At 55.7% G+C, this 22555-nt stretch carries 21 protein-coding genes and 1 tRNA gene; 15 read left to right on the top strand and 7 right to left on the bottom strand.

The genetic code is table 11. From position 1 onward, the window contains the following. The first annotated feature begins 102 nt into the window (after positions 1-102). The 3 genes from H6F46_RS10335 to H6F46_RS19840 all read left to right on the top strand — a co-directional run bounded on the left by H6F46_RS10335 (position 103) and on the right by H6F46_RS19840 (position 2041). The gene (locus tag H6F46_RS10335; RefSeq protein WP_190355278.1) at positions 103-1077 is read left to right on the top strand and encodes an aldo/keto reductase; all 975 of its coding nucleotides are present in this window, start codon (positions 103-105) and stop codon (positions 1075-1077) included. 273 nt (positions 1078-1350) lie between these two features. Further along, positions 1351-1689 (top strand): nucleotidyltransferase family protein, encoded by a 339-nt coding sequence (locus tag H6F46_RS10330; protein ID WP_190355279.1) that lies wholly within the window; start codon positions 1351-1353, stop codon positions 1687-1689. Positions 1690-1774: 85 nt separating this feature from the next. After that, positions 1775-2041: a DUF86 domain-containing protein gene (locus tag H6F46_RS19840; protein WP_347278331.1), complete on the top strand. Its 267-nt coding sequence runs from the start codon at positions 1775-1777 to the stop codon at positions 2039-2041. Positions 2042-2169: 128 nt separating this feature from the next. On the opposite strand, the gene H6F46_RS10320 is transcribed toward H6F46_RS19840, so the two are convergent. After that, positions 2170-2541, bottom strand: coding sequence for a hypothetical protein (locus H6F46_RS10320; RefSeq protein WP_206753583.1), 372 nt, complete (start codon positions 2539-2541; stop codon positions 2170-2172). A gap of 20 nt (positions 2542-2561) precedes the next feature. Here H6F46_RS10320 and H6F46_RS10315 point away from each other — a divergent pair. The 4 genes from H6F46_RS10315 to H6F46_RS10300 all read left to right on the top strand — a co-directional run bounded on the left by H6F46_RS10315 (position 2562) and on the right by H6F46_RS10300 (position 4844). Next, positions 2562-2632, top strand: a tRNA-Gly gene (locus H6F46_RS10315). Positions 2633-2731: 99 nt separating this feature from the next. After that, on the top strand, positions 2732-3976 hold the full coding sequence (locus tag H6F46_RS10310; RefSeq protein ID WP_190355281.1) for a lipid-A-disaccharide synthase-related protein: 1245 nt from the start codon (positions 2732-2734) through the stop codon (positions 3974-3976). Positions 3977-4098: 122 nt separating this feature from the next. Continuing rightward, on the top strand, positions 4099-4431 hold the full coding sequence (gene clpS / locus H6F46_RS10305; RefSeq protein ID WP_099532939.1) for an ATP-dependent Clp protease adapter ClpS: 333 nt from the start codon (positions 4099-4101) through the stop codon (positions 4429-4431). A gap of 143 nt (positions 4432-4574) precedes the next feature. Further along, positions 4575-4844, top strand: a complete 270-nt coding sequence (locus H6F46_RS10300; RefSeq protein ID WP_242027903.1) for a DUF2103 domain-containing protein — start codon at positions 4575-4577, stop codon at positions 4842-4844. A gap of 81 nt (positions 4845-4925) precedes the next feature. Here H6F46_RS10300 and ribH read toward each other — a convergent pair whose 3' ends face one another. After that, positions 4926-5471, bottom strand: coding sequence for a 6,7-dimethyl-8-ribityllumazine synthase (gene ribH / locus H6F46_RS10295; protein ID WP_099532930.1), 546 nt, complete (start codon positions 5469-5471; stop codon positions 4926-4928). A gap of 185 nt (positions 5472-5656) precedes the next feature. Then, complete coding sequence (psbZ, locus tag H6F46_RS10290) at positions 5657-5845, bottom strand: photosystem II reaction center protein PsbZ (protein WP_190355283.1); 189 nt, start codon at positions 5843-5845, stop codon at positions 5657-5659. Between the two features lie 420 nt (positions 5846-6265). On the opposite strand from psbZ, the gene psb30 reads away from it, so the two are divergent. Both psb30 and H6F46_RS10280 read left to right on the top strand, forming a co-directional pair. Next, positions 6266-6397, top strand: coding sequence for a photosystem II reaction center protein Ycf12/Psb30 (gene psb30 / locus H6F46_RS10285; protein ID WP_099532928.1), 132 nt, complete (start codon positions 6266-6268; stop codon positions 6395-6397). A gap of 575 nt (positions 6398-6972) precedes the next feature. After that, positions 6973-7854 carry an RNA polymerase sigma factor RpoD/SigA gene (locus H6F46_RS10280; protein WP_099532927.1) on the top strand — a complete coding sequence of 294 codons (882 nt, stop codon included), beginning with the start codon at positions 6973-6975 and terminating at the stop codon, positions 7852-7854. A 173-nt stretch (positions 7855-8027) separates the two neighbouring features. Here H6F46_RS10280 and H6F46_RS10275 read toward each other — a convergent pair whose 3' ends face one another. Both H6F46_RS10275 and purE read right to left on the bottom strand, forming a co-directional pair. Then, entirely contained in the window at positions 8028-13163 is a 5136-nt protein-coding gene (locus H6F46_RS10275; RefSeq protein WP_190355284.1) for a WD40 repeat domain-containing protein, read from the bottom strand. A 1507-nt stretch (positions 13164-14670) separates the two neighbouring features. Further along, entirely contained in the window at positions 14671-15198 is a 528-nt protein-coding gene (gene purE, locus H6F46_RS10270; RefSeq protein ID WP_190355285.1) for a 5-(carboxyamino)imidazole ribonucleotide mutase, read from the bottom strand. 166 nt (positions 15199-15364) lie between these two features. Here purE and nagA point away from each other — a divergent pair, with 166 nt between their 5' ends. The 5 genes from nagA (at position 15365) to H6F46_RS10245 (ending at position 21175) form a co-directional block, all read left to right on the top strand. After that, positions 15365-16576 carry an N-acetylglucosamine-6-phosphate deacetylase gene (gene nagA, locus H6F46_RS10265; RefSeq protein ID WP_190355286.1) on the top strand — a complete coding sequence of 404 codons (1212 nt, stop codon included), beginning with the start codon at positions 15365-15367 and terminating at the stop codon, positions 16574-16576. Positions 16577-16713: 137 nt separating this feature from the next. Continuing rightward, positions 16714-17469 (top strand): RNA methyltransferase, encoded by a 756-nt coding sequence (locus H6F46_RS10260; RefSeq protein WP_190355287.1) that lies wholly within the window; start codon positions 16714-16716, stop codon positions 17467-17469. Between the two features lie 35 nt (positions 17470-17504). Then, positions 17505-18779, top strand: a complete 1275-nt coding sequence (locus H6F46_RS10255; protein WP_190355288.1) for a serine hydrolase — start codon at positions 17505-17507, stop codon at positions 18777-18779. A 111-nt stretch (positions 18780-18890) separates the two neighbouring features. Beyond that, on the top strand, positions 18891-20066 hold the full coding sequence (locus H6F46_RS10250; protein ID WP_199291499.1) for a GUN4 domain-containing protein: 1176 nt from the start codon (positions 18891-18893) through the stop codon (positions 20064-20066). 635 nt (positions 20067-20701) lie between these two features. Next, a complete protein-coding gene (locus H6F46_RS10245; protein ID WP_206753582.1) occupies positions 20702-21175 on the top strand; it encodes a hypothetical protein in 474 nt (157 codons plus the stop codon). A gap of 162 nt (positions 21176-21337) precedes the next feature. On the opposite strand, the gene H6F46_RS10240 is transcribed toward H6F46_RS10245, so the two are convergent. Next, on the bottom strand, positions 21338-21700 hold the full coding sequence (locus H6F46_RS10240) for a carboxymuconolactone decarboxylase family protein (protein ID WP_190355290.1): 363 nt from the start codon (positions 21698-21700) through the stop codon (positions 21338-21340). A 206-nt stretch (positions 21701-21906) separates the two neighbouring features. Between H6F46_RS10240 and H6F46_RS10235 the strand changes: the two genes are divergently transcribed. Further along, positions 21907-22296, top strand: coding sequence for a hypothetical protein (locus H6F46_RS10235; RefSeq protein ID WP_190355291.1), 390 nt, complete (start codon positions 21907-21909; stop codon positions 22294-22296). On the opposite strand, the gene H6F46_RS10230 is transcribed toward H6F46_RS10235, so the two are convergent. Further along, the coding region (locus H6F46_RS10230; RefSeq protein WP_242027764.1) for a transposase at positions 22270-22555 on the bottom strand (286 nt) is incomplete at its 5' end. The two genes, H6F46_RS10235 and H6F46_RS10230, sit on opposite strands and share 27 nt — an antisense overlap.

The following is a 22555-nucleotide window of genomic DNA, read 5'->3' as shown; positions in this document are numbered from 1 at the left end:
GATAGCATCAACCGATAGTCTCGCCGAACCACTTCGGTTGTTGGTCTAGGGCCAGAATCCCCACTCCTTTAGGATGGGGAGGATGTCAACAGACTCGGACTCATGCAGAATTCGGCGATCGCCCTGCCCGTGATGGGTTGCGGCACTTGGGCTTGGGGCAACCGGCTGCTCTGGGGTTATGACGAAACCATGGACAGCGAGTTGCAGCAAGTGTTTAACCACTGCGTGGCGGCCGGCGTGACGCTGTTTGACACGGGCGATTCCTACGGCACGGGACGGCTGAACGGCCGCAGTGAGCAACTTTTGGGGCAATTTGCCCGGGACTATCAGGGGCCTCAGGGCGATCGCCTCTGTTTGGCCACCAAACTCGCGGCCTATCCTTGGCGACTGACTCGGGGATCCATGGTCAGGGCCTGTGCAGCTTCAGCCCAGCGCCTGGGGCGAGTGGACTTGGCCCAACTGCACTGGTCAACGGCCAATTATGCTCCCTGGCAAGAATGGGCCCTGCTGGATGGGCTGTGCGACCTCTACGAACAAGGACTGGTGCGCGGTGTGGGCCTCTCGAACTTTGGCCCCCAGCGGTTACGACAGGTTCACCGCCGATTCCAAGAACGCGGCATCCCGATCGCCACGTTGCAAGTGCAATATTCCTTGCTGTCCACCTACCCGGTCACGGAGTTGGGACTGAAGGACACCTGCGATGAACTGGGGATCAAACTGATTGCCTACAGCCCTCTGGGGTTGGGTTTGCTCACGGGTAAATACAACCCCCAAACGACCCTCCCAAAGGGAATTCGCGGGGTGCTGTTTCGGCAACTATTACCGGGACTGCAACCCTTGCTCGATTGCCTGGGAGCGATCGCCCAAGCAAGGGCCAAAACCATCACCCAAGTGGCGCTGAACTGGTGCATCGCCAAGGGCGCTATGCCAATTCCTGGGGCCAAATCCCTGATTCAGGCCAAGGAAAACACAGGGGCGATCGGCTGGTTGCTGGATGCGGGCGAAGTGGCCGAACTCGATCGGGTGGCGGCGGGCCTCGATCGGGTGATGGTGCAAAACATTTTCCAGTCGCGATAGTGGTTGCTGCTCGATCCTCACCAGCTATTGCCCGGTCATTAGCTCACTCCACGTTTTAAGAACACTGAACTCTAACGCCACTCATTCCAACGAATCTGGATCAACACCCAATTCCCGTAACTTATCCGCAAGTGGCTGACGCTTGGCTTACCTCGCTGGCCACCGCTCCTGATCAGACATAGGCATCCTCCGCAAATGCTGCTCACTCCCAGTCTAGCCGCTGCCATTTCCCGCCCGATACACTAGACAGCAACCACCCTGCTCGATCGCCCCATGCTGCCCTTGCCCTTTGATGTCGATCGCCTGATCACCCTTTGCCAAGCGCACCATGTTTGCAAAATCGGTCTGTTTGGTTCCATGGCCCGAGGCGAAGCCACCGAAAACAGCGACATTGACTTAGTGGTGACCTTCGATCGCCCCACTAGCTTGTTAGCTTGCATTGCCCTCGAACAAGCACTCACCGTCGCCCTCGATCGCCCAGTTGATCTCCTCACCGAAGGCGCAATTTCTCCCTATTTGCGAAATGATATTCTGAGCGAATTAAAGATTATTTACGACGCAAATCAAGATTCTCAAAAATTAGACTTTGTAAATCATGAAAAAATTCAATGACTCGATTTACTTGCAACATATTCTCGATGCTATTCAGAAAATAAGTCTCTATTTGCAAGGAATTGACAAAGACAAGTTTTAAGGAATTGACAAAGACAAGTTTTTAAAAAATTCACTGATTCAAGATGGTGTAATTCGTCAGCTAGAGATCATTGGCGAAGCAACTAAGCAGATTTCATCGGAATTACGGGATCAACAATCGTCAATTCCTTGGAGTCAAATGGCAGGCATGAGAGATAAGTTGATTCATCACTATTTTGGTGTTGATCTTGAAACAGTCTGGCTCACAGCTACTCAAGACATTCCTGAACTCAGAATTCCTATTCAGTCATTGATCGACCAACTGACCTAAAATATACAATTGGTTTGATCGCCCCAGCCTCTGAATCAATCACCGGATCAGACGACGAGGCGATCGCAGGCGAAACAGACATAGGCATCCTCCGCAAATGCTGCTCACTCCCAGTCTAGCCACGGCGATCACTGCGATTGGTTGCAAGGAGTGGTGGCGCGATCGCGGAGGTATTCAGTCACCATGTTGATCACTTCCACTTGGTTGATGTCTGATCGTCCTTGATAGATCAATCGCGCCTCCGTGCTCGCCCGCATCGCTTTGGGATGGTTGTTCATTACCGTCAGTAGCTCAGTTGGGTGGCGGTGGTGCTGGTTGGTCAAATCACCACCTCTCGATCGCGATCGCCCCCCATCATCACGTAGCGCCAGCCTCTCCGCCGCCAAACATTCACCACCGCCCAGCCCCCGATCGGGTGGCCAAAGCCAGACCGAAATTAAATTGACCGGAGACGGTGCGATCGGCCTTGGCTCTGATAGAATGATTGCCCGGGTTGCCAAAAACCCAACCACCAGCCTTCGCGGGCGTAGTTTAGTGGTAAAACTACAGTCTTCCAAACTGTCGTTGCGGGTTCGATTCCCGCCGCCCGCTTTGATTCTGAGCTTAGTTTTTTGAGCTAACTAGTCTTTTGAGCTGAATGATCCTGATGGATGTTGTTGTGCCAAAACGGCTGACCGATCGGTTCGTGCCATGAAGCTTCTGTGCATCAGCAATGGCCATGGTGAAGACGCGATCGCGGTGCAAATTCTGCAAGCCTTTGCACAGTTGCCCACCCAGCCCGATCGATTCGCTTTGCCACTGGTGGGAGAAGGAAACGCCTACCGACGCGCCGGAATCCCGATTATTGGCGAAGTGAAAACCCTGCCGTCGGGCGGTTTTGTTTATATGGATGCGGGCCAACTGCTGCGGGACATGCGCGGGGGTCTGGTGGGCCTGACTTGGCAACAGTGGCGATCGGTGCGGCAGTGGGTGCAAACACACCGGGCAACCAGCAAAGAACCGCTGTTGGTGTTGGCGGTGGGTGACATTGTGCCCCTGTTGTTTGCTTGGGCCAGCGGTGCGCCCTATGGCTTTGTGGGCACGGCCAAATCGGAATATTACCTGCGGGATAGTCAAGGGCAGTTTTTGGGGGCCCGGCGTTGGGAGGGCTGGTCGGGTTCGGTTTATCTGCCCTGGGAACGGTGGTTGATGGGACGATCGCGCTGTCGGGGTTTGTTTCCGCGCGACACACTGACGGCTCAGATTTTGCGGCGCTGGCTGCCCGATCGCACCTTTGACTGTGGCAATCCAATGATGGACGGCTTCACGGGGGATTTGCCCGATTGCGCTCGGCCGGAGCCGGGGTCAGCCTTGCGCGTGTTGCTGTTGCCGGGGTCGCGTTTTCCAGAGGTGCTGGACAATTGGCGACGCATGTTGACGGCGTTGCAAGCCTGGCCCGATTTGGCCCAACGGGGGGTGATGTTGCAGGCGGCGATCGCCCCTGGAATCGATCGTGCGCCGCTTCAGCAGGCCCTTCAGCAGGCCGGCTGGCGATCGAGCACCGGGGAACAATGGCATTACGAGTTAGCCCAGTTGGAGCTGGCTAGCGATCGGTTTTGGGATTGGGCCAAGGCGGCTCACTTCGCGATCGCCACGGCCGGCACAGCCACGGAACAGGTGGTGGGCTTGGGCAAGCCGGCCATTACGCTGTCGGGCAACGGGCCCCAATTCACCCCCGCTTTTGCGGAAGCCCAAACCCGCCTGTTGGGCCCCTCTGTCACTTGGATTCAGGAGCCAACGGAACTCCCGGAGGCGATCGAGCAATTACTTCGAGATTCAACCCAATGGCAGGTCAAAATCGACAATGGCCGGCAACGGTTGGGCCCGCCCGGAGCCGCTCGCCGCATTGCCGAGCAATTGTTGAATTTGGCATTGAATCAGGCGGGCGATCGCTAGTGGCGCGATCGAGCCGCGAATCCAAATCATTTTGTTACAATTTGCATCAGTCTGATCATTGCGTATTTGGCTCAACCGATCGCTGCTTTCTGTCCCCGCAAAACTACCGCTCGATCGCCCCTATGACTGCTGTGCTCGCCCCTCAACCATTGCATCGGGCTGCCACCACAGCCCCGGTCAAGACTCCTGAACGAACCGATCAAACCGTCCGCAAAACCTATCCAAACTATAAAGTAATTGTCTTGAATGACGACGTGAACACTTTCAATCACGTCGCCAATTGCTTGTCGAAATATATTCCAAATATGACAACCGATCGGGCTTGGAAATTAACCTATCAAATTCATAACGAAGGACAAGCCATTGTTTGGGTTGGCCCCCAAGAACAAGCAGAACTCTATCACCAACAACTGAGCCGCGAAGGACTAACCATGGCTCCCCTAGAAAGCGCCTAAATTCAGCGCCCCACGTCATGGCAAAATCCAAAAAACAACCCACCGCCGCCATTCCTGCCCCCCAAGCCAATTCCCGATCGCCCGAGCCAGACCAGTCCCCAAAAAACGCCAAAAAAGCCAAAGCCGCCCCCACTTCAGGGCGACTGGTTTGGAACCATTCCACTCATTTGGATGGGCTGATTCCGATTTTGGAAAAGCTAACCCAAGTGACGGGCATCAGCACCATCACGCCGGCCGTGCTCTCCCATGGTCGCAGCAACAGCCCCCAATTACAGCTCAAAGTTTCCGTACCGATCCGAGGCGGCTACAAGCTAATTGCACGCAAGGGCAAAACAATTCAAGAAGTCTTTGTGATCACGGATCTCAGTGCCGAAGAACTGAAGCAGGCGATCGAGCAAATTGTTACCCGTTAATACCCGTTCATGCTGGTTAATCATGAATTAATCGCGCGATCAACCCACAATTGATCACGCGACAATTTGGGTTTGGGGGTTTTAGGCTTCCGAGAGGGTGGGAGGCAAAGATCCTAGGGCGATCGGGGGTGCGTCAACCGCCGGAGCCACCGTCCGCACCTGTGCCATCAAACTCGCCATCTCAAGGGCGCTCATGGCATAGTTCCAACCCAAGTTGCTCTTAATGCCTGCCCGCTCCAAAGCCTGTTGCATCGTGTCCGTGGTGACAATGCCAAACACAACCGGCACACCGGTTTGGAAGCTGGCGGCGGCAATTCCCTTAGAAACTTCCGCGCAAACGTAATCAAAATGCGGCGTTTGGCCGCGAATCACTGCGCCCAGGCAAATCACGGCATCGTAACGCTGACTGAGGGCCAATTGGCGGGCAACGGTGGGGATTTCAAAGCTACCGGGAACCCAAACATAGTCCACCTGGCGGCCTTGGGGGTCAATATCCACCCCATGGCGCTTGAGGCAATCTTGGCAACCGGCCAGTAATTTGCTGGTGATCAGGTCGTTAAAGCGGCCAATAACGATGGCAAATCGTTGTGATCCAGCGCGATCGAAACTTCCTTCAAAAACAGCCATGTTGCACTCAAAACTGGACTCAATTGGCCAAGAAACTCAATTCGCCAAGAAATTTGGCCAAAACAAATTAGGGGCAAGCGATCGCCCCCATCAACCTTGCTTTTAACCTTGCACAGCGGCTCAGGGCTACTGTTTGAATGGCTATTGGTATTGGTTTGACTTGTGGTAGCGGCTGCGATCGAACCCTAAGCCACAAAGAAGTTCAAAACGGCTACCGCAATCACCAACAGGAACCAAACACCGGAACCCAGGTACAGCAAGGGCTTGGAACGATCCCAGCTTTGGGGAAGTGCATAGGCCACTGGCACACCCACAACCAAGATCAACGACAACGCAACCAGCGCAAAAAGAACGAGTTGAAAGGCGATCGTCATAGGATTTTTCCGTATTTTCCAACACAGCGCGCTCAGGCCATGCCACCGAGCGAGCGCCCGAACGGAGATATTCTATCAAACGGATGCGTTCAGGCTCGATGGGGATTGGGCGATCGGGTCAACTTCGCCAGCCCACGGCCGACCCGCAGACAACCCCAGCCGCTTCATGGGAGTCGAGATGGATTTTTGTAAACTTTCTTAAATCTCCCGAGTCGCCAACCGTAGGATAATTGAATCGATTTTTCGCAATGATGGGTGGCAACATCTGGCTTAGAAACCAGCTTGGCCCAGCCACTCGGCCCATGATCAGACCCTGATCAGAGCATCAACGAGTCATTCATGATCCAGAGCGTCTCAGATCATCAATGACTCAAAAACGACTCAAAACCGATTTCAAGACCTAAAGGGACTGGGAAGACTATGGAAGCACTGACGGATGCGATCGGCGGCATTAACTGGTTGGTGGTGGGGCAACTGACCACGTTGGCACTTCTAGTGATTGCCGGCCCGGTGATTGTGTTTATTTTGGCCTTCCGGGGCGGCAACCTGTAGAAGCTTGCCAGTGGGGATGGTCTATCCCCTCAGCTTTTTGTTGCAAAACTTGTTGCAAAAAAAAATATTGGTAGAGATGACGGAGCGGGAGCCAGTGAATGATGGCTCCCGCTTTTTATTTGGTGACCCAGCGAGTAGGGCGATCGATGCTCACCACCTTGATCACTACCTTCTCGCTGAGGGGACATCGATCCTTCCTTGAACATGCTCAAACTCACGCTCAAAGTCATGATTACCCTCTTCCCAAGGGCGATCGGCTTCGTTGAGGACTCTGGACTGAGGATTCTGGGCTGAGGGTTTTTCGTTGAGGATTTTTTGCGCAGATTTTAGCCTTGTGATATCTGTACGAATATTGTACATTAATCGAAGTCGCCAATCGAAGTCACCAATCAAGGTCGCCTCCAGAGCGAACGCTATTCACCAAGCTGTCGTTACAAACTCGTCCCTCAGTGACCGTTCTCGCGGGGATGTCTGTGGGGATGTCTGTGGGGCAATCTCTGGAGCTGCCTTTGGGGATGACTGAGGATTGCTAGCAGTCTTTTTCGGCAAGTCGCAAGCAAGAAGCACTCACGATCATGCGTAAAACCCTTGACTTTGACACGGTGCGCGTCTATTTGCAGGAAATTGGGCGAATTCCCCTCCTCACCACGGAACAGGAGCGAGAACTGGGTGCGGCCATTCGGGCTTGGCAATCCCTGCGCGATCGAGATCAGCCCCAGTCTGCGCGGGCCAAGGCGATCGCCCGGCGAGGGCGGCAGGCCAAGGCGCGGCTGGTGGCGGCTAATTTGCGGCTGGTGGTGTCCATTGCCAAGCACTACACCGGTCGGGGTCTGGATTTGCTGGATCTGATTCAGGAGGGCAGCTTGGGACTGGATCGCGCCGCCGAAAAATTTGATGAGCGCTTGGGCTACAAGTTCAGCACCTATGCCACTTGGTGGATTCGGCAGGCGGTGGCGCGGGCCTTGGCCAACCAAAGCCGGACGATTCGGCTACCGATTCAGGTGAACGATCGCCTGCGCAAGGTGCGGAAGGTGACGGCTCAACTGTCGGGGCAGTTGGGCCACCCGCCCACCACGGCACAGGTGGCGGCGGCGATGGAGCTGACGGTTACGGAATTGCAGACGTTGTTAGCCTATGGTCGGCCGCCCAAGAGTTTGGATGCGCCGCTGACGAATCATTGCGATTCTGACCATGCGATCGACCTGATTCCCGATGCCAGTGTGAATCTGGATCATGTGTTGGATGCGGTGGACGATCGCGCCGCTTTGGTGACCCTGCTGGGCCTGTTGGATCAACGGGAGCGACTGGTGGTGATGCGGCGGTTTGGCTTAATTCAAGGGGATGCCCGATTGGCGGCGATCGGGGCAGATTTGAACCTCACCCGGGAACGGATTCGCCAAATTGAACGGACTGCCCTTTCCAAGATGCGAGCCGCCGCCGCCACGATGCTGCCCTAGGGAATACGCGGGAATGCGCGAGAATACGCGGGATCTGGTGTTGGATAGGCCGTCGATTTAGTCGATTCAGTAGCAAGGGCTGGATTTACCAGTCGATCGATTCGCTGGGGATCGATTCGCTTGATTTGCTGGATTGGCCTGATTTGCTGGATTGGCCTGATTGGATCGATCGACTAGGGGCGAAAGCGATTGCGGCAGGCCCGCGCCAGTTGCGTCAAGTTGCCCGCCGCTTCGCCCTTGGGTCGCAGGTAATCCTGAAGCCAACGACAACTGCGATCGAGCAAGTTTTCCAAGTCCAAATCGCGAATCACCAACTGCTGATCAAACCCTCCCGATACCAACAGCTTGCCATCGGGGCTGAACCGCACGCCGCCCACGCCGGATTTGTGCTCCCGAAAAACCTTGATCATCTTGCCATCCAGACTCCAAAGGGTCACGGAACCATCCCAACTGGCGGCGGCCAAAAACTGACCATTGGGGCTAAACCGCACGCTGTTGACCGCATCCCCATGACCCAACACTTGCAGCAGGGAACCGTTGGCACTCCACAGGCGGACGGTGCTATCGTCCCCAGCGGAAGCAATGTAACGCCCATCGGGACTAAAGGTGACATCATTCACAAAGCTGCTGTGGCCCGCGAGGGTGCGGATGGGTTCCCCTTGCAACGTCCAAAGTCGAATCAGGGCATCATCTCCACCCGTGGCCAGGATGCGACCATCGGGACTGAAGGTGATGCTGTTGAGTCGTTTGGCGCGATCGTCGCTGGAGGTGAGCTTGAAGGCGGCCACCTGTTTGCCGTCCGGTTGCCACAGGTAACCGCGACCACTGCGATAGGTGGCGGCGATCAGTTTGCCATCGGGACTGAAGGCCACGCTGGAAATGTTGTTGGATTCGATCGGGTTGTTCCGCAGCACCAGTTCATCGGCAAAGACCCGTTGCAGTTGGCCCGATCGCGACCAAAGCCGCACCCGCCCATCGTTGCTGCCCACCAAAACCCAACGGCTGTCGGGGCTGAAGGCGGCCACTCGCACCCCACCGCCGGGATCCTGGAAGTGGGTGGGGCGGTAGGTGTTGCGATCCCACAGTTTCACCTGTTGATCGCGGCTGGCGGACAGGATGGTTTGCCCATCGCGGCTGATGTCTACGCCATAGATGCGATCGGTGTGGGCCGTGATTTGGGTGATCGATTCCGGCTGCAAACGCCAAAACCGAACGGTGCGATCGTAGCTGCTGGTGACCAGGGTAGACCCATCGGGACTGAAGGCCACGCTGGTGACCCGATCGGTGTGGCCAGCGAAGTTTTGTTCTAGGTTGCCCCAAAACGTCCAGTATTTAATGGTTTTGTCTTCACTGGTGGAAGCCAGATAGCGCCCATCGGGACTGAAGGCCACACTTAAGACACCATCCCGGTGTCCCGATAACATGCGCACGGGTTTGCCCGATCGGGTCCAAATGCGGATGGTCTTGTCCAGGCTGGCGGAGGCGAGGAATTGACCATCAGGGCTGAAGGTCACATTCATGACGCTGTTGCCATGGCCGCGAAGGGTGGCGAGTTCTTGGCCGTCCAGGTTCCAAAGCTTGATGGTGCGATCGTCGCTGGCCGTGGCGATCAGTTGCCCATCGGGGCTGAAGCTGGCCCATTGCACGGGGCCGCCGTGGGTGGTCAGTTGGCGCACCACTTGGCCCTGAAGGTTCCACAGGCGCACGGTGCGATCGTCGCTGGCCGTGGCGATCAATTGCCCATCGGGACTGAAGGCGGCGCTGTTGATGCGGGCCGGATGTTCACCCAATTCCCGCACCAATTTGCCCGCCCTGTTCCACAGTCGCAATTTGCCAGCGGTTCCCCGCTTGCCGGTGCTGGTGGCCAAAAATTCCCCATCGGGACTGAACACCACGTTGGTCACGGCCCCTTCATGGTTCAGCACGATCGGTCGCCCTTGGTTGTCCGCCAGGGGTTCTCCGCTGCGCTGCCACAACCGCACGGTGCGATCGCTGCTGGCCGTGGCCAGAAATTGCCCATCGGGACTGAAACTCACGTCCCAAACCGTTTCCACATGGCCCAAGCGCCCTTCAATGCGGTTCACCTCCCGCACATGCTTGAGGGCCTGCTGCAAACTGGCTCCCACCTTCAGCTCCGTGGCCAAGCGGGCGTTGGGTTTGGCCCACAGCAGCCATTGACGTTGGCTCCGTTGCTGCCAGGCCTGAAGACCCGAGAGCAGGGCCTCAAAGGGCTGGTTGGAACCAATCAGGGCCTCCGAAACGGCGGTGCTGGCATCAATTTGGGCGCTGATTTCATCGGCCCCCAACAACACCGCAAAACTGGAGGACGACAAAAACAAAATTCCGAGCACTGCGCCAGCAGCATAGAGTTCCTGAATTCGTTTTTTGAGGATGGCGTTCAGTTGGGACTGGGTGAGACGATAGCGGGCCCGTTCGTCGGCTTGGCGCTGCTGGCGAATGAAGGTGACGAGGTAGTCATGCACCAGTTGATAGAAGTCGGCGGTGGACTCCCGGAACATGACCACCAAACCGGCTCCGGACAAAATGTTCAACACCAGTTCCAGTTGCCCATCGCTGGCTCCCAGTTCAACGGCTAGCTCGGTGCGGGTTTTGAGGGGGCGAGTGCCATTTTCGGCGGTGAGCAGGAATAACACTTCGCGAGCGATGTTTTCGCCTTCGGGGCCGCAGTCGCGAATGGTGTTTTCCAAGTAGCGCTCCACGAGCACTTCTTTGGAGCCATATTCCCGCTGGTATTCGGCTAGGGTGACGATGCGATCGGCCTGGAGTTGGGCCCCCACCACTTGCAGCTCGATCGGGTTGACTTCACCGGTTTCGCGGGCCAATTCACCCACCAGGGCATCAATCAGGTCGGGTTCCAGGCCCAGGCGCGATCGCTCCGTGAGGCTTTGGATCGTGGCACGGGCATCGGCGGGCGAAAAGTCTCCCACGTAATAGCGAACCTGGCGGGCCAACACGTTGTCGTCAATGATTGACAAGTCCGTGGCCCGTTCCCACTCCAGCAAGAAATGTAGGTAATCTTCCCGCATGGAGATGATGAGCTTGACGTAGGGCACATTCAAGCAATCGCGCAGAAACTCAAAGAAGGGCTGGCGATCGACCACCGTGGGCCAGTGGAAAAACAATTCCTCAAACTGGTCAAAGATCAGAATGATGGCGAAGTTTTGCTGGCTCAACTGCTGAAGCCGATCGAGCAGGGCCCGCAACCGTAGCCCTTGGCTGTTGACCGACAGATCCAAACTGGGCAGGGCAATATTTGCCTCGATCGCCAGGTCGTCCCAAGTGGTGAGGGTGCGATCGTTGTCGAGACCCTTTTGGTCAGCCGCTCGATCAAGGGCATTTTCCGTGGCTGCGATCCAGTCCGTATAAACCTCGATCGTCACCGGCAACACATCCCGATCGCCCAAGGCCCGCCGATGCAACTCCGGCACCAAACCGGCTTTCAGCAACGAACTCTTGCCCGCCCCCGAATGACCATGCACCACCGTGAGCTTCAGATCGGCCCGGGCCAAGCGAGCGATCAAATTTTCCACATCTTTTTGGCGGCCAGAGGCGGCAATTTCCGGGGCCGCCACCGGCAACACCATGCCATCGTCCACCAGGGCCGCCGGTTGCGGTTGCAGTTGGCCCGCGCCAATAAACGCTAACCAACTGCATTGGTGTTCCACGCGCCGCAGTTCTTGCTTCGTTCGGAACGCATCCAGGTAGCGGGTTTGCTGGAAATAAACCTCCCGCAACCGCGACAACAACCGCACCGTCAACTGGGGTTGCTCGAAGTTCCAAACCGTGGCCCGGGCCCGCTCCAAATGGCTGATGGCTAAACCAGAGCGCCCCAAATGCCAATTGGCTTCCCCCAACAGAAACCAAGCTTGGCTTTGGCGCAACCGCACCGCCCGCAACAGATCGGGCCCCAGGGCCGTTGGGTCATGGGCACTGGCATGGGACAGATGGTTCAAGGCCCGCTCCGCCCACTCGCAGGCCTGTTCCCAACGGGTTTGCACCAGGGCCACTTCCGCCAAAAAGCAACAGTCCCGAGCCAACTCAGCCCGGTTCCCCGGATGATCCGGTGCGCCATGGAGCGCCGTTGCCACCTGGGCCAATTGCTCCAGCCCCAACCAGTCGTGGAGTTCTTGGAGCACTTCCCCCAATGACCCAATGAACTTGGCCGTGAGATCGGGGCGATCGAGCGCTGCGAAACAATCCGCACAGGCCTGTAGCGCTTCTCGAGCCAGTCGCCAGCGCTGGGCCCGGGCCGACTGGCTTTCCGGCAATTCCACGGGATTGCTGTTGCCCAGGGCTAAACGCGCATGGCAAAACCCCACATAAAACCGCAACAGGCCTGAACGAACTTGGGCTTCGATCGGGGAAATGGGCAACCGGGGCAGGGCGATCGCCCCCTCTGTGTTCACAGCGGCCGGTGGCTCATTGGCGTTGTCGTTGGCGTTGGTATTGGCGGCCGCTGGGCGCAAGGCTTGGGCCAAGGTTTGCCAACTGTCCAACGCATTGCCAAACATCTTCAGCGCTAGCTCATAGTCCCCCCGGCCCATGGCCGTCCACCCTTCCAGGAACTCCACACTAGCCAGCAAATCCACATCCAACTGCACGCCCCGTTTGGCCAAGTCCGCCCGCGCCGCCGCCAGCTCCTGCCGGTGGCGGGCCTCCGCCAAGGCCGGCGGCAGTTGATAGATTGAATAGCCCGCCGAAGCCGCAAAGGCCCGATCGAACGCCTGACTGGCCCGCTCCCGCAAAAAGTCAATCACCCCCTGCGTGTCCATCTCCAGCCGAACCGGCGTGGCGGCCCAGCTCTTGAGATCCGGAGCCACCCGCTTCAGCTTGTCCAGGCTTTCATCCGTCAGCCACAACACGATCGGGAACGGCAACTGCTTGAAGCGATCGCGCATCTGGTTCGCCAGCGCAAACACTGTATCCAGCGACTCCGCCATCTCCAGCCCCAGCACCATCACCGCCCGGGGCGGACAGGGATCCGAAATCGCCGCCACCAACGGATAGAGCGTTTTGATGGTGGGCGGAACCACCAGGCAAGTCACCCGATCGAACGGCTGCCCCTCTCCCGAGCGATCGGCTACCCAATCCAACACACTCTGACGCAAGCGCTCATAACTACAACGCACCAACACCAGAGAAAACTGACCCTCTGACAACACAATTGCCCGCTCTAAAGTTCGCAGGGCCCGCTCATTCGCTTGAGCAGTTTCTTGATCCATTACCAACTGCACTCCCTGCGGTTGCAAACCAGTCGCAAACGGCTTGACCTCCGACAATCGCTCCATAACCTCTGCACCCTTTCCATCTCTCCGCCAACAGCCCTTGCATCCCCCTTTCCCCCCTCAAACTCCGTCATAATTATTACCAGCATGGCAACAACAGAATCGGCAATCAATGCCACCAAGTCAGATCCTGCACTGGCCCTTCAGGTTTCCCATAGATACCTCACGGCCAAGCCCTTGGAGCGCCTGGAATTCAGTTCGATTTCCAGGCATAAATTGAAGACCAAAATCATTGCTAAATCTAAGTTCCCCTAAATAACTATTCCCGTTTTTATGGGACTTGAAATCACTGATCCCAAAAGAAAATTACAAGGAATCGGGCTGATGCGTTAATAATTTGCAACCTGTCTGCAACTGACCTGTAATTCATCACCGACAGCGTTAAGAGTCAGCCAGCACTAAAGCCAAAATCGGGTCAGAAGTCTATCCATCATCAAACCGAGTACGCAATTGAGTTATTTGATGGAATTGATTGGGAAATGTGTCAAAAATCTGCGAGTAGCGGAGTTGATTAAAAATCACGAAAACCCCTAAACGGATCCTGGCACAGATCATCGAAAAAACAGAAGCCTTGCGTATCAAAGCGAACATGATTTGACAAAAAAACAATTGAAAATGATAAAAACAGAACAAATCTATAAGTCACGAGCAATCAGAAGCCACTGATCTACCGTTGCCAAATAGGCCAAGCGGCTTCATCATGGGTCTCAGCAATTGGGGGTGAAACCATCTATTTGAGAGGGAGTTGAACCATTCAAGGGGATTGCCCCCTACAGGCTATTGATCGCAGAAATCTTGCGATCGACCAAACTGGTTGAAGCGATCAGAACCAGTGACCCAAAGTCCCAGAACCCCAACCAAACCACGCATCAGAGGGGGCAGATGGATTGATAGACGGGGAACCCAATCAGCACGTTCAGAGTCTGATTCAGTGTCTGATTTTGAAACGATCGGGACTGGCTAGAAGGGAAGAGCGTGACAATCTTTCGCAGGGAAAGAAGGCTGTGGAGAACGTGGCTGTGGAGAGTGTGGAGTTTGTGGCTGTCCCTTGAGCACACCAGCTCGATGATAATCGAACGGTTGTTCATGAAAAATTTAGGAACAGCTCAAGATTAGACGAAACTTTATCAAATTTTTAAACTTATTAATTGGGCATGATCCCAATCACGTCATTGCCATCAAAATATCAATTGGCATGAGTGATCGCGATCAATGCAAGGAGCGAAGTAATCCACGGGGGATGGTTGAGCGGCCATCCTAGACCCGATCGCCCCTAAAATCGTGCAAATCTCCCAAAGGCCGATCGCTAACTCAGGCCATAGGACACGAGTTCACCGATGATTAACCGGCACAAGAGAGACTCAGGTTTTACGTTTTTGAGAAAATTTTAGAAGTCAAATTTGATACAAGTCCTGCGGCCACCCCGGAGGCAATGAAGCGGTTGAGGTCTTTGCCCAGGCCTCCGGGGCGATCGAGCCATGCTTCCTCAGCCCTGTTTCTCAGCCGCTAATTAACCCTGTTGCAGGTAGGCCCGGTAACCAAGGCGATCGAGCTGGGTTTGTTTGTCTTCCACCATTTGCCGCAAGCCGTCCCGATAGGCTTGCACCTTGGCCAACAGCTCGGGGTCATGGGCCGCCAACATTTGCACCGCCAACAGTCCGGCGTTTTTGGCATTCCCGATCGCGACGGTGGCCACGGGAATCCCCCCCGGCATTTGCACGATCGAATACAGGGAATCTACGCCACTGAGCTGGCGGGTGCTCACGGGCACGCCAATCACCGGTAACACCGTCAGGGCGGCAACCATACCGGGTAAGTGAGCTGCGCCGCCTGCACCTGCGATAATCACTTTCAAGCCCCGATCAACGGCAGTTTTGGCATAATTCACCATCCGATCGGGTGTGCGGTGGGCAGAGACGATCGCCACTTCGGTGGGAATGCCAAATTCTTCGCAAACGGCGATCGCGGCTTCCATGGTGGGCAGGTCGGAATCGCTGCCCATGATGATGCCAATCAGGGGGGAGGCGGGGGTGGCCATGGTTGTGCAGGGGGAAAGAGTCGGTTAACCTGTTCAAATTTAAGGCGTTGGCGCGATCGCACAGCACCAAGCTGGTGTGATCAACTCGATTTAGACCTGATATAGACCCGATTTTTGAGCTTCAGTTTCTGAGCTTCCGCCAAAGCCACCCAATCATGATTGATCGATGACCCATTGGCAAAATCGACGCATCCACCGCGCCCGACTGATCGATCGACCGGGACTCTATGACCTGACCTGCGACGATCGGGGGTTGGTGGCGGAAATTGACCCCCATGATCCCAAGATTTTTGGGGTGGGCGATCGGGCGGACACGCTGCTGAATGCCGATGCGATCGACCTACATGGCGATTGGCTCTCGCCCGGTGGGGTGGACTTGCAAATTAACGGAGCCTTGGGTTTGGCCTTTCCAGACCTGACCTTGGCCGATTTGCCCCAAGTGGATCGCATTTGCCAATTGCTGTGGCGGCAAGGGGTGCAGGCTTTTTTGCCCACGATTGTGACCACGGCGATCGAGAAAGTTCACCAAAGCCTGGCCACGCTGGCGGCCTATCAGGACTACCGAACCCAATACCCAGCGGGCGATCGGGCGGAAATTTGGGGCGCACATCTTGAGGGGCCGTTCCTGAATCCACAAAAGCGCGGGGCCCATCCACAGCAATTCCTGTTGCCCCTGACGGTCAATCAGGTGGCGGCGGTGGTTGGCTCCCACGCGGCCCAGGTGGCCAAGATGACCCTCGCGCCGGAATTGGATCCCACGGGCGAGGCGATCGATTGGCTGCGATCGCGCGGAATTACCGTCAGCCTTGGCCATTCCCAGGCCACGGCAGCGGAAGCCATGGCCGCGTTCGATCGGGGAGCCACCATGGTCACCCATGCTTTTAATGCCATGCCGCCACTGCACCACCGGGAACCGGGGCTTTTGGGTGCGGCCATTGTTCGATCGGGCGTGCGCTGTGGCTTCATTGCCGATGGGGTGCATGTGTGTCCCACCATGTTGCAAGTGCTGTTGCGGGCCAGCGAGGGCCACAGGGGGCTGTTTATGGTGAGCGATGCCTTGGCTCCCTTGGGGTTGCCCGACGGAATCTATCCTTGGGATGAACGCACCATTGAGGTGAAAAACGGCACAGCTCGCCTGTCCGATGGCACTTTGTCGGGCACAACCCTCAGCCTGCTGGAGGGGGTTTTGAACCTGATTCGTTGGCAACTTTGCACCCCGGAACAGGCGATCGCCCTGGCCACCATTGCGCCGCGTCGGGCCCTGGGTCGGCTGCCCGAGTCGGCGGATCCCTACGGTGGCGAGTCGCCGGCCCAACTGCTGCGTTGGCATCGACAGCCGGACGGCCAATGGACTTGGCGACGGCTACAGGGCCCCTAGGGTGCGGAGAAAAAGGAAAAAGGAAGAAGGCAGAAGGGAGCAGGAAAAAGGAAAATTTGGGCTAGCCGTTCTATTTCTCTGTGTTTTTTCTCTGTGTTTTTTGCCTTTTGCCTTTTGATTTTTACCTTTTTTGAACCATGTCTTTAACGATCGTGCTGGTGGAACCGGCCGGGCCGCTGAATGTGGGTTCCGTCGCGCGGGTGATGAAGAATTTTGGGTTGCGGCGGCTGGTGTTGGTGAATCCCCAATGCGATCGACTGGGGCGCGAAGCCCTGCAAATGGCCATCCACGCGCGGGATTTGCTGGAGGAAGCGATCGAGGTGGCCAGCTTGCCCGAGGCCTTGGCCGGGTGCGATCGGGTTGGAGCCACGATCGGGCGAGATTGGGATTCTCCTGTGCCGGTGCGGGAACCAGCGGCGGCCTTGCCTTGGTTGCGGGCCGGGCGATCGGCGGCGTTGGTCTTTGGGCGGGAAGATCGGGGCTTAACCAACGACGAGCTGAAATATGCCCAACAACTCATCCGCATTCCCACCAGCGATGACTATCCCTCCATGAACTTGGCCCAAGCGGTGGCGGTTTGTGCCTATGAGTGGGCCCGCCCAGCCCCAGAAACCAGCCCTGGCCCCGAGGTTACTCTTCACCCCCAAGTTGCCCCCGAGCCGATCGCCCTGGCCCCCTTTGAGCAAGTGGAGCATTTCCATCAAGATTTGGCAGATCTGTTGTTGAGATCGGGCTTTTTATATCCCCACACGGCCAGCAGTCGCATGGAAAAATTGCGGCGAATCTTGCAGCGGGCAAATCCTTCCCAAAATGATGTGGCGCTGTTGTGGGGAGCCATTAAACAACTGAATTGGGCGATCGACCATTTGCCGCGCCCCAACTCTGGCCAGTAAAATGCCAGCCATCCCGATCTTGAGATTGGCTCGGGATGGCCGCCAAATTTTGGGCTGAAACCGAACTTGCCATGCCCCAACCGCCCGATCGCCCTCGCCCTTTGCCTGCCCCTCGGCCCCTGGCTGCTGTGCCCCCGCCGCCCGGTGCGCGTCGTTCCCGTGCTCGGCCTCCCGCTCACCAAAATTGGTTGCAAAGTACGGTCGATCGGCTGACCCGGCCCACCACCCCGGAACCGGGCCAGGCCAACGGGCGATCGCCCCGGCCCCGCCCAACAGCCCCAGACCGGCCGCCCACTCGCCGCAGCAAGGGCGACCCTCTGTGGTTACAGGCTTTGCGCACCTTGATTGTGGGGGCTGGTTTAGGGGCGATCGTGGGCACGGTGTTGATGGCCTTTGATCCGGCCATGCGCCAAACGGCTTCCCCCGCTGGCACACAGATTAACCAAGTGGTGCGCCAAGGCCAAAAACAACTGGCCAGCCCCGCGTTGCCGCCGCCGGGATCCGCCTTTCGCCAGCCGATCGCCTCATTGAGCGATCAGTTCCAAAAAATTGCCGCTCGCTATCCCAGCCTAATTCTTCATGCGGCTGCCTTGGATTTGGATACGGGAGATTTTGCCGCCTGGAACGATACCCGATCGGTCGCCGCCGCCAGCACGATTAAAGTGCCGATCCTAGTGGCCTTTTTTCAGGATGTGGATGCGGGCAAAATTCGCCTTGATGAAATGCTGACCATGGAGGCGCGGTTTGTGGCTCCCGAGGCGGGCACGATGCAATATCAAAAACCGGGCCAAAAATTCTCCGCGATCGACACCGCCCGCCAAATGATTGTGATCAGCGACAACACCGCCACCAACATGATCATGGCCCGCACGGGTGGCTCTGGCCCCCTGAACCAGCGGTTTCAATCCTGGGGGCTACAGGGCACAAGTATCCGCGACTTGCTGCCGGATATTACCGGTTTGAACCGCACCACCGCTCGGGACTTAGTGCAATTAACAGCATTGATTAACCGGGGCGAATTGGTTTCCATGCGATCGCGCGATCGGCTGTTGAGCATCATGCGCGGCACGGCGGCCAACAGTCTGCTACCGAAGGGCGTTGGTAAAGGTGGCGAGGTGGCCCACAAAACCGGCACATTGGCGAAGCTGTTGGCAGACACAGGCTTGGTAGACACCCCCAACGGCCGTCGCTACGGAATTGCCGTGTTGGCAGAACGGGCCCCCAACGATCCCAAGGCCGCCGAAGCCATCCGCGACTATTCCCGCGCCGCCTATAACCACTTCAGCAACCAGCCCCCGATCGCCCGTTAATGGCGATCAACTTCAGGAAGCGTCCATTGCTCCTGAGTCCAACGCTAACGGAACGGATAACACGGATAGCAAACCCAATTGCTTGCCATTCCGTCATTTTGTGATTCCGTTATGTTGAAACTCGCGCTTTTCCAGCGATGGAGCCATGCTTTCACCCTGGCTCTCATGGCCACCGCCACCCACCCGATCGCGGCGCAGGCCAACGCAGGCCCAACCAACGCGATTCCCGTCACGACAATCCAAACCAGCACGGCTCAAGCCAGTACAACCCAAACCAATACAACCCAAGCCAGCCCAACCCAGGCCAGCCCAACCCGCCTCACCTGCGAAACCATGGCGACTTGGGGATCCAACACCACCTTGACCTATCAAGTGGCGGGGCCAGTAGCGGGGCCCGAATCTTCCGGCACAACCCCCCTCACCCTCACGGTGTTGACACAAACCCGCAACGGGCATCTGCAAACCCTGATCCGAAACGCCGTGGTTCAGGATTATCGGCAATTGGCTCCCGATGCGGACTTTTCCCGCTTGCCCTTTGATGGCGAGTTTCGTGCGCAACCCAATAATGGCGATCGGCTCTATGGCACACCCGCCTCGGCCCATGGGCTTTACGTCAGCTTGCGACCCATGGCCGGCCAGCCCAAACAAATCCAGATTGTGCATTACTTCGGAGCTGGCAAATTTGCCCGATCGACCATTGGGACTTGCCAAACCGAAACCCCAGCCACCGACGCAGCAGCCCGCCAACTGATTGCCCAACTCCAAACCCACCTGCAAGCCCAAAACTGGGTCGAGGCCGATCGCCTCACGCGCCGCCTGTTGGCCCCCGAATCTGCCACCATGCCACCGGCTGGCCCCGCCTTGACTGACCCGGCCCTGATTCGCGAAATTGACCAAGCCTGGCTCACGGCCAGCAACGGCCGCTTCGGTCTCAGCGTGCAGTTGCGGCTCTGGCAAGCGGCCACCATTGCCCATCCCACCAACCTGGAAGCGGCCGTGAACAACTTCCGCGATCGCGTCGGTTGGAAAATCGCCGCCCCCCGCACCGAACAGGACTTCATCAGCAGCGATTGGCGCAACGAGTCGGAATTAAACCGCTCCCTGCAAAGTCCCGTGGGTCACTTGCCCTGGGCCGGCGTTTCCGACCAAGTGGTGCAGCGGATTGCCGTTCCGCCGCCAGGAGTCCATTGCGGCAGTTGCAGCATTGATGCGATTCAGCTTCGCCATGATCGGTTTTATACCTACATTCCCCGCCTGATGATGCGTTTAAAGTTCGCCTTGGGCTAATCCTCAGGCCGTCAGTTCCGGTTCGGTTCAGCGATCCAGTCAACGTCCATTCAGGATCGATCGCAGCTTGGGATCAGCGAGTCCTTGCAGCGAAAGCGCATCATCTTAATGACAGCCCTATCGATAGCAAGCCTTGGCCTCAATGGACGTTGACTTCGATCAAAATTTGCTACTTTGGCAATCAAAATTTTAGCTAAAGACATATGTTCATGCATTCAAATTCACGAAATCATCAATCAATTGCTTGATTTTTATCGATATAGATTCCAAACCAAATTTTAGTTTAAATTTTTCTCAGATTTATTTTGAATTATTTCCTCAAGGTCATTGTTTATACAAGTAAATGGTCTAATTTGGTATCAATTGATCACAGCGGTAATACTTCTAACAAATCAATTCAGCCTTGAAATGATGGCAGGGATTGCAAAAATCGATTTTTCTTGATAGTTTCGTCAAAGCAGCAAAATACACTATCAAGCAATCATGAGTCAGCATGGTTTTTTGTCTTCTTAAAGCAATCAGTATTGAATCTGAATTTCAAGAAGCCAAAAACCGGGGGGAATGCAAACTGATTCACGAGGTTGATCCACTTAGTGTTGCAATTTCCCTCTTTATTGGTTGCGGAGCAAAAGTTCATGATTGCGCGCAAAAATTCACCCCAGTATGTAACTGACTTGGAAGAAATTTATGGTGGCCCTACCCAGTCGTTTCTTGGCAGCGCTGTTTTCTATGAGGTTTTGAAGCCCGAAGATGACCTCAGCTACGTAGCGCTGAAGAAGTACAAGTATTTTGTGGGTAAGCACTGGAGTCAGGCTTATCGGGATGCATGGAAGATGGTCTATGGACGATCAATAGATGCACCGCGAGCAATTATTTCAGAGCTGCGATCGTTAAATGACTTCCAGGCTGAACTCTCTGCTTCTCTGATTTTGGACAACATCGATGATGCAGAGGCAGGTCAACGGGCCCTGGTTGCCGCTTTTGATGACCCAAAGACTATCGAGCTGACAATTCACAAGATGGGCGATGGAGAAGCAATTTCAGGATTGGTCATTTCTGGCCGCCACGCCAACGGAGAAGCAACATTTTTGGTTTCTATCGGTGATTAGTCATCGTCAATTGGTGCTCAGATTGGCCCCAGCGCTTAGGGCCTAGCCCACGATCAATTCAATGACGATTAGCCCGATCGAACCCTTGAGAGTCGATCGGGCTTTTGGGTCTGAAAACTTGCCTTTTCGCTGAACAAACCCCTGGCGCAACCCAGAGCCGAACTACTGCCCCGATTCCGCCGCCGCGCTAAATTCTGCCACCGCATCCATCGCATGACTGGCATACATCAGCGCGGGGCCGCCTCCCATCACGATCGCCACACCAAGCGCGTCTGAAATTTCCTCCGGCGTTGCGCCAGCATTCAAACAGGCTTGAGCATGGAAACCAATACAGTCATCGCAGCGCAGGGCCACGGCGATCGACAGGGAAATCAACTCTTTGGTTTTGGCATCGAGCGATCGGGCCTCGCCCCCAACCCGGTTCAGTTCCCGAAAGGTACGCATCACGTCCGGTTGTTGTTTGGCAAATTTGCCAATCCCAGCCCGACGCTGGGCAACGCGATCGGAATAAGAAGAGGTGCTCATTAGATTTAACCTCAATGACCATATAACTCAATTGTAATCTAATCAGAAAACCTAGAATCGGGGTCGCGAGTCATAATTCAAAGAGCGCTGGCCACCGTGAAAAAATGCTAATTAGCCCAACTGGACACGGATCTCTTTCCAGTCCAGCATTGGGGCGCGTTAGAGTGAGAGTAATTGGGCTTCATGCAAAATTGACACCCCAGACCATGACTGAATCCCAGCTTCTCGAAGCTATTCTGCAACTGCCTGAGGGCGATCGGTTAGACCTGCTCGATCGGCTTATGGGCGCTCTAATTCACGATTCTGGAAAGGCGAAAAATCTTTTTCAGCGCTATATCTTATTACATTTATTGCAAGATCCAGACTGCTTAGCTGGGCTGAGTCCCACAGAATTAACCACCTTAGCCCACAGTCAGCTCACGAGCGATCGACAAGCAGAGTTGCGTGAGCTGTTGTCTCGTAACTGTCAGGATATGAATGGCTTAAGCAGCGATGAACAAATTCGACTAGACGAGATTTTGGTTGAGATTGATCCAGAAGTGTTGAATCTAAACACAAAACTTCATATTCTAGGCAACAAGAGTTTCTGGCAGTAAATCATAGCTCCAATGACTGATTGAGCCATAGCGACCGAGTACAACTTGCAAATATCGCAATTTATCTAGTAGCGTCTGACTATAGAATTGCGGCAATTCTATTAACTGCAAGATGGCATAAGCAATTAAGACCATGTAGATCTGTATTGCTACGCCATTTTGATTTTTCGTAATGAGCTGATCTAATTTTAAATGCATCTTTAAGAACTTCCATAGCAACTCAATCTGCCAGCGCTTTCGATACAGTTCTCCAATCTCT

Source organism: Limnothrix sp. FACHB-1083 (assembly GCF_014696485.1).
Lineage (GTDB): Bacteria > Cyanobacteriota > Cyanobacteriia > CACIAM-69d > CACIAM-69d > CACIAM-69d.
Note: the sequence above shows the minus strand (reverse complement) of the source record. Positions and strands in the feature narration are given on the sequence as shown.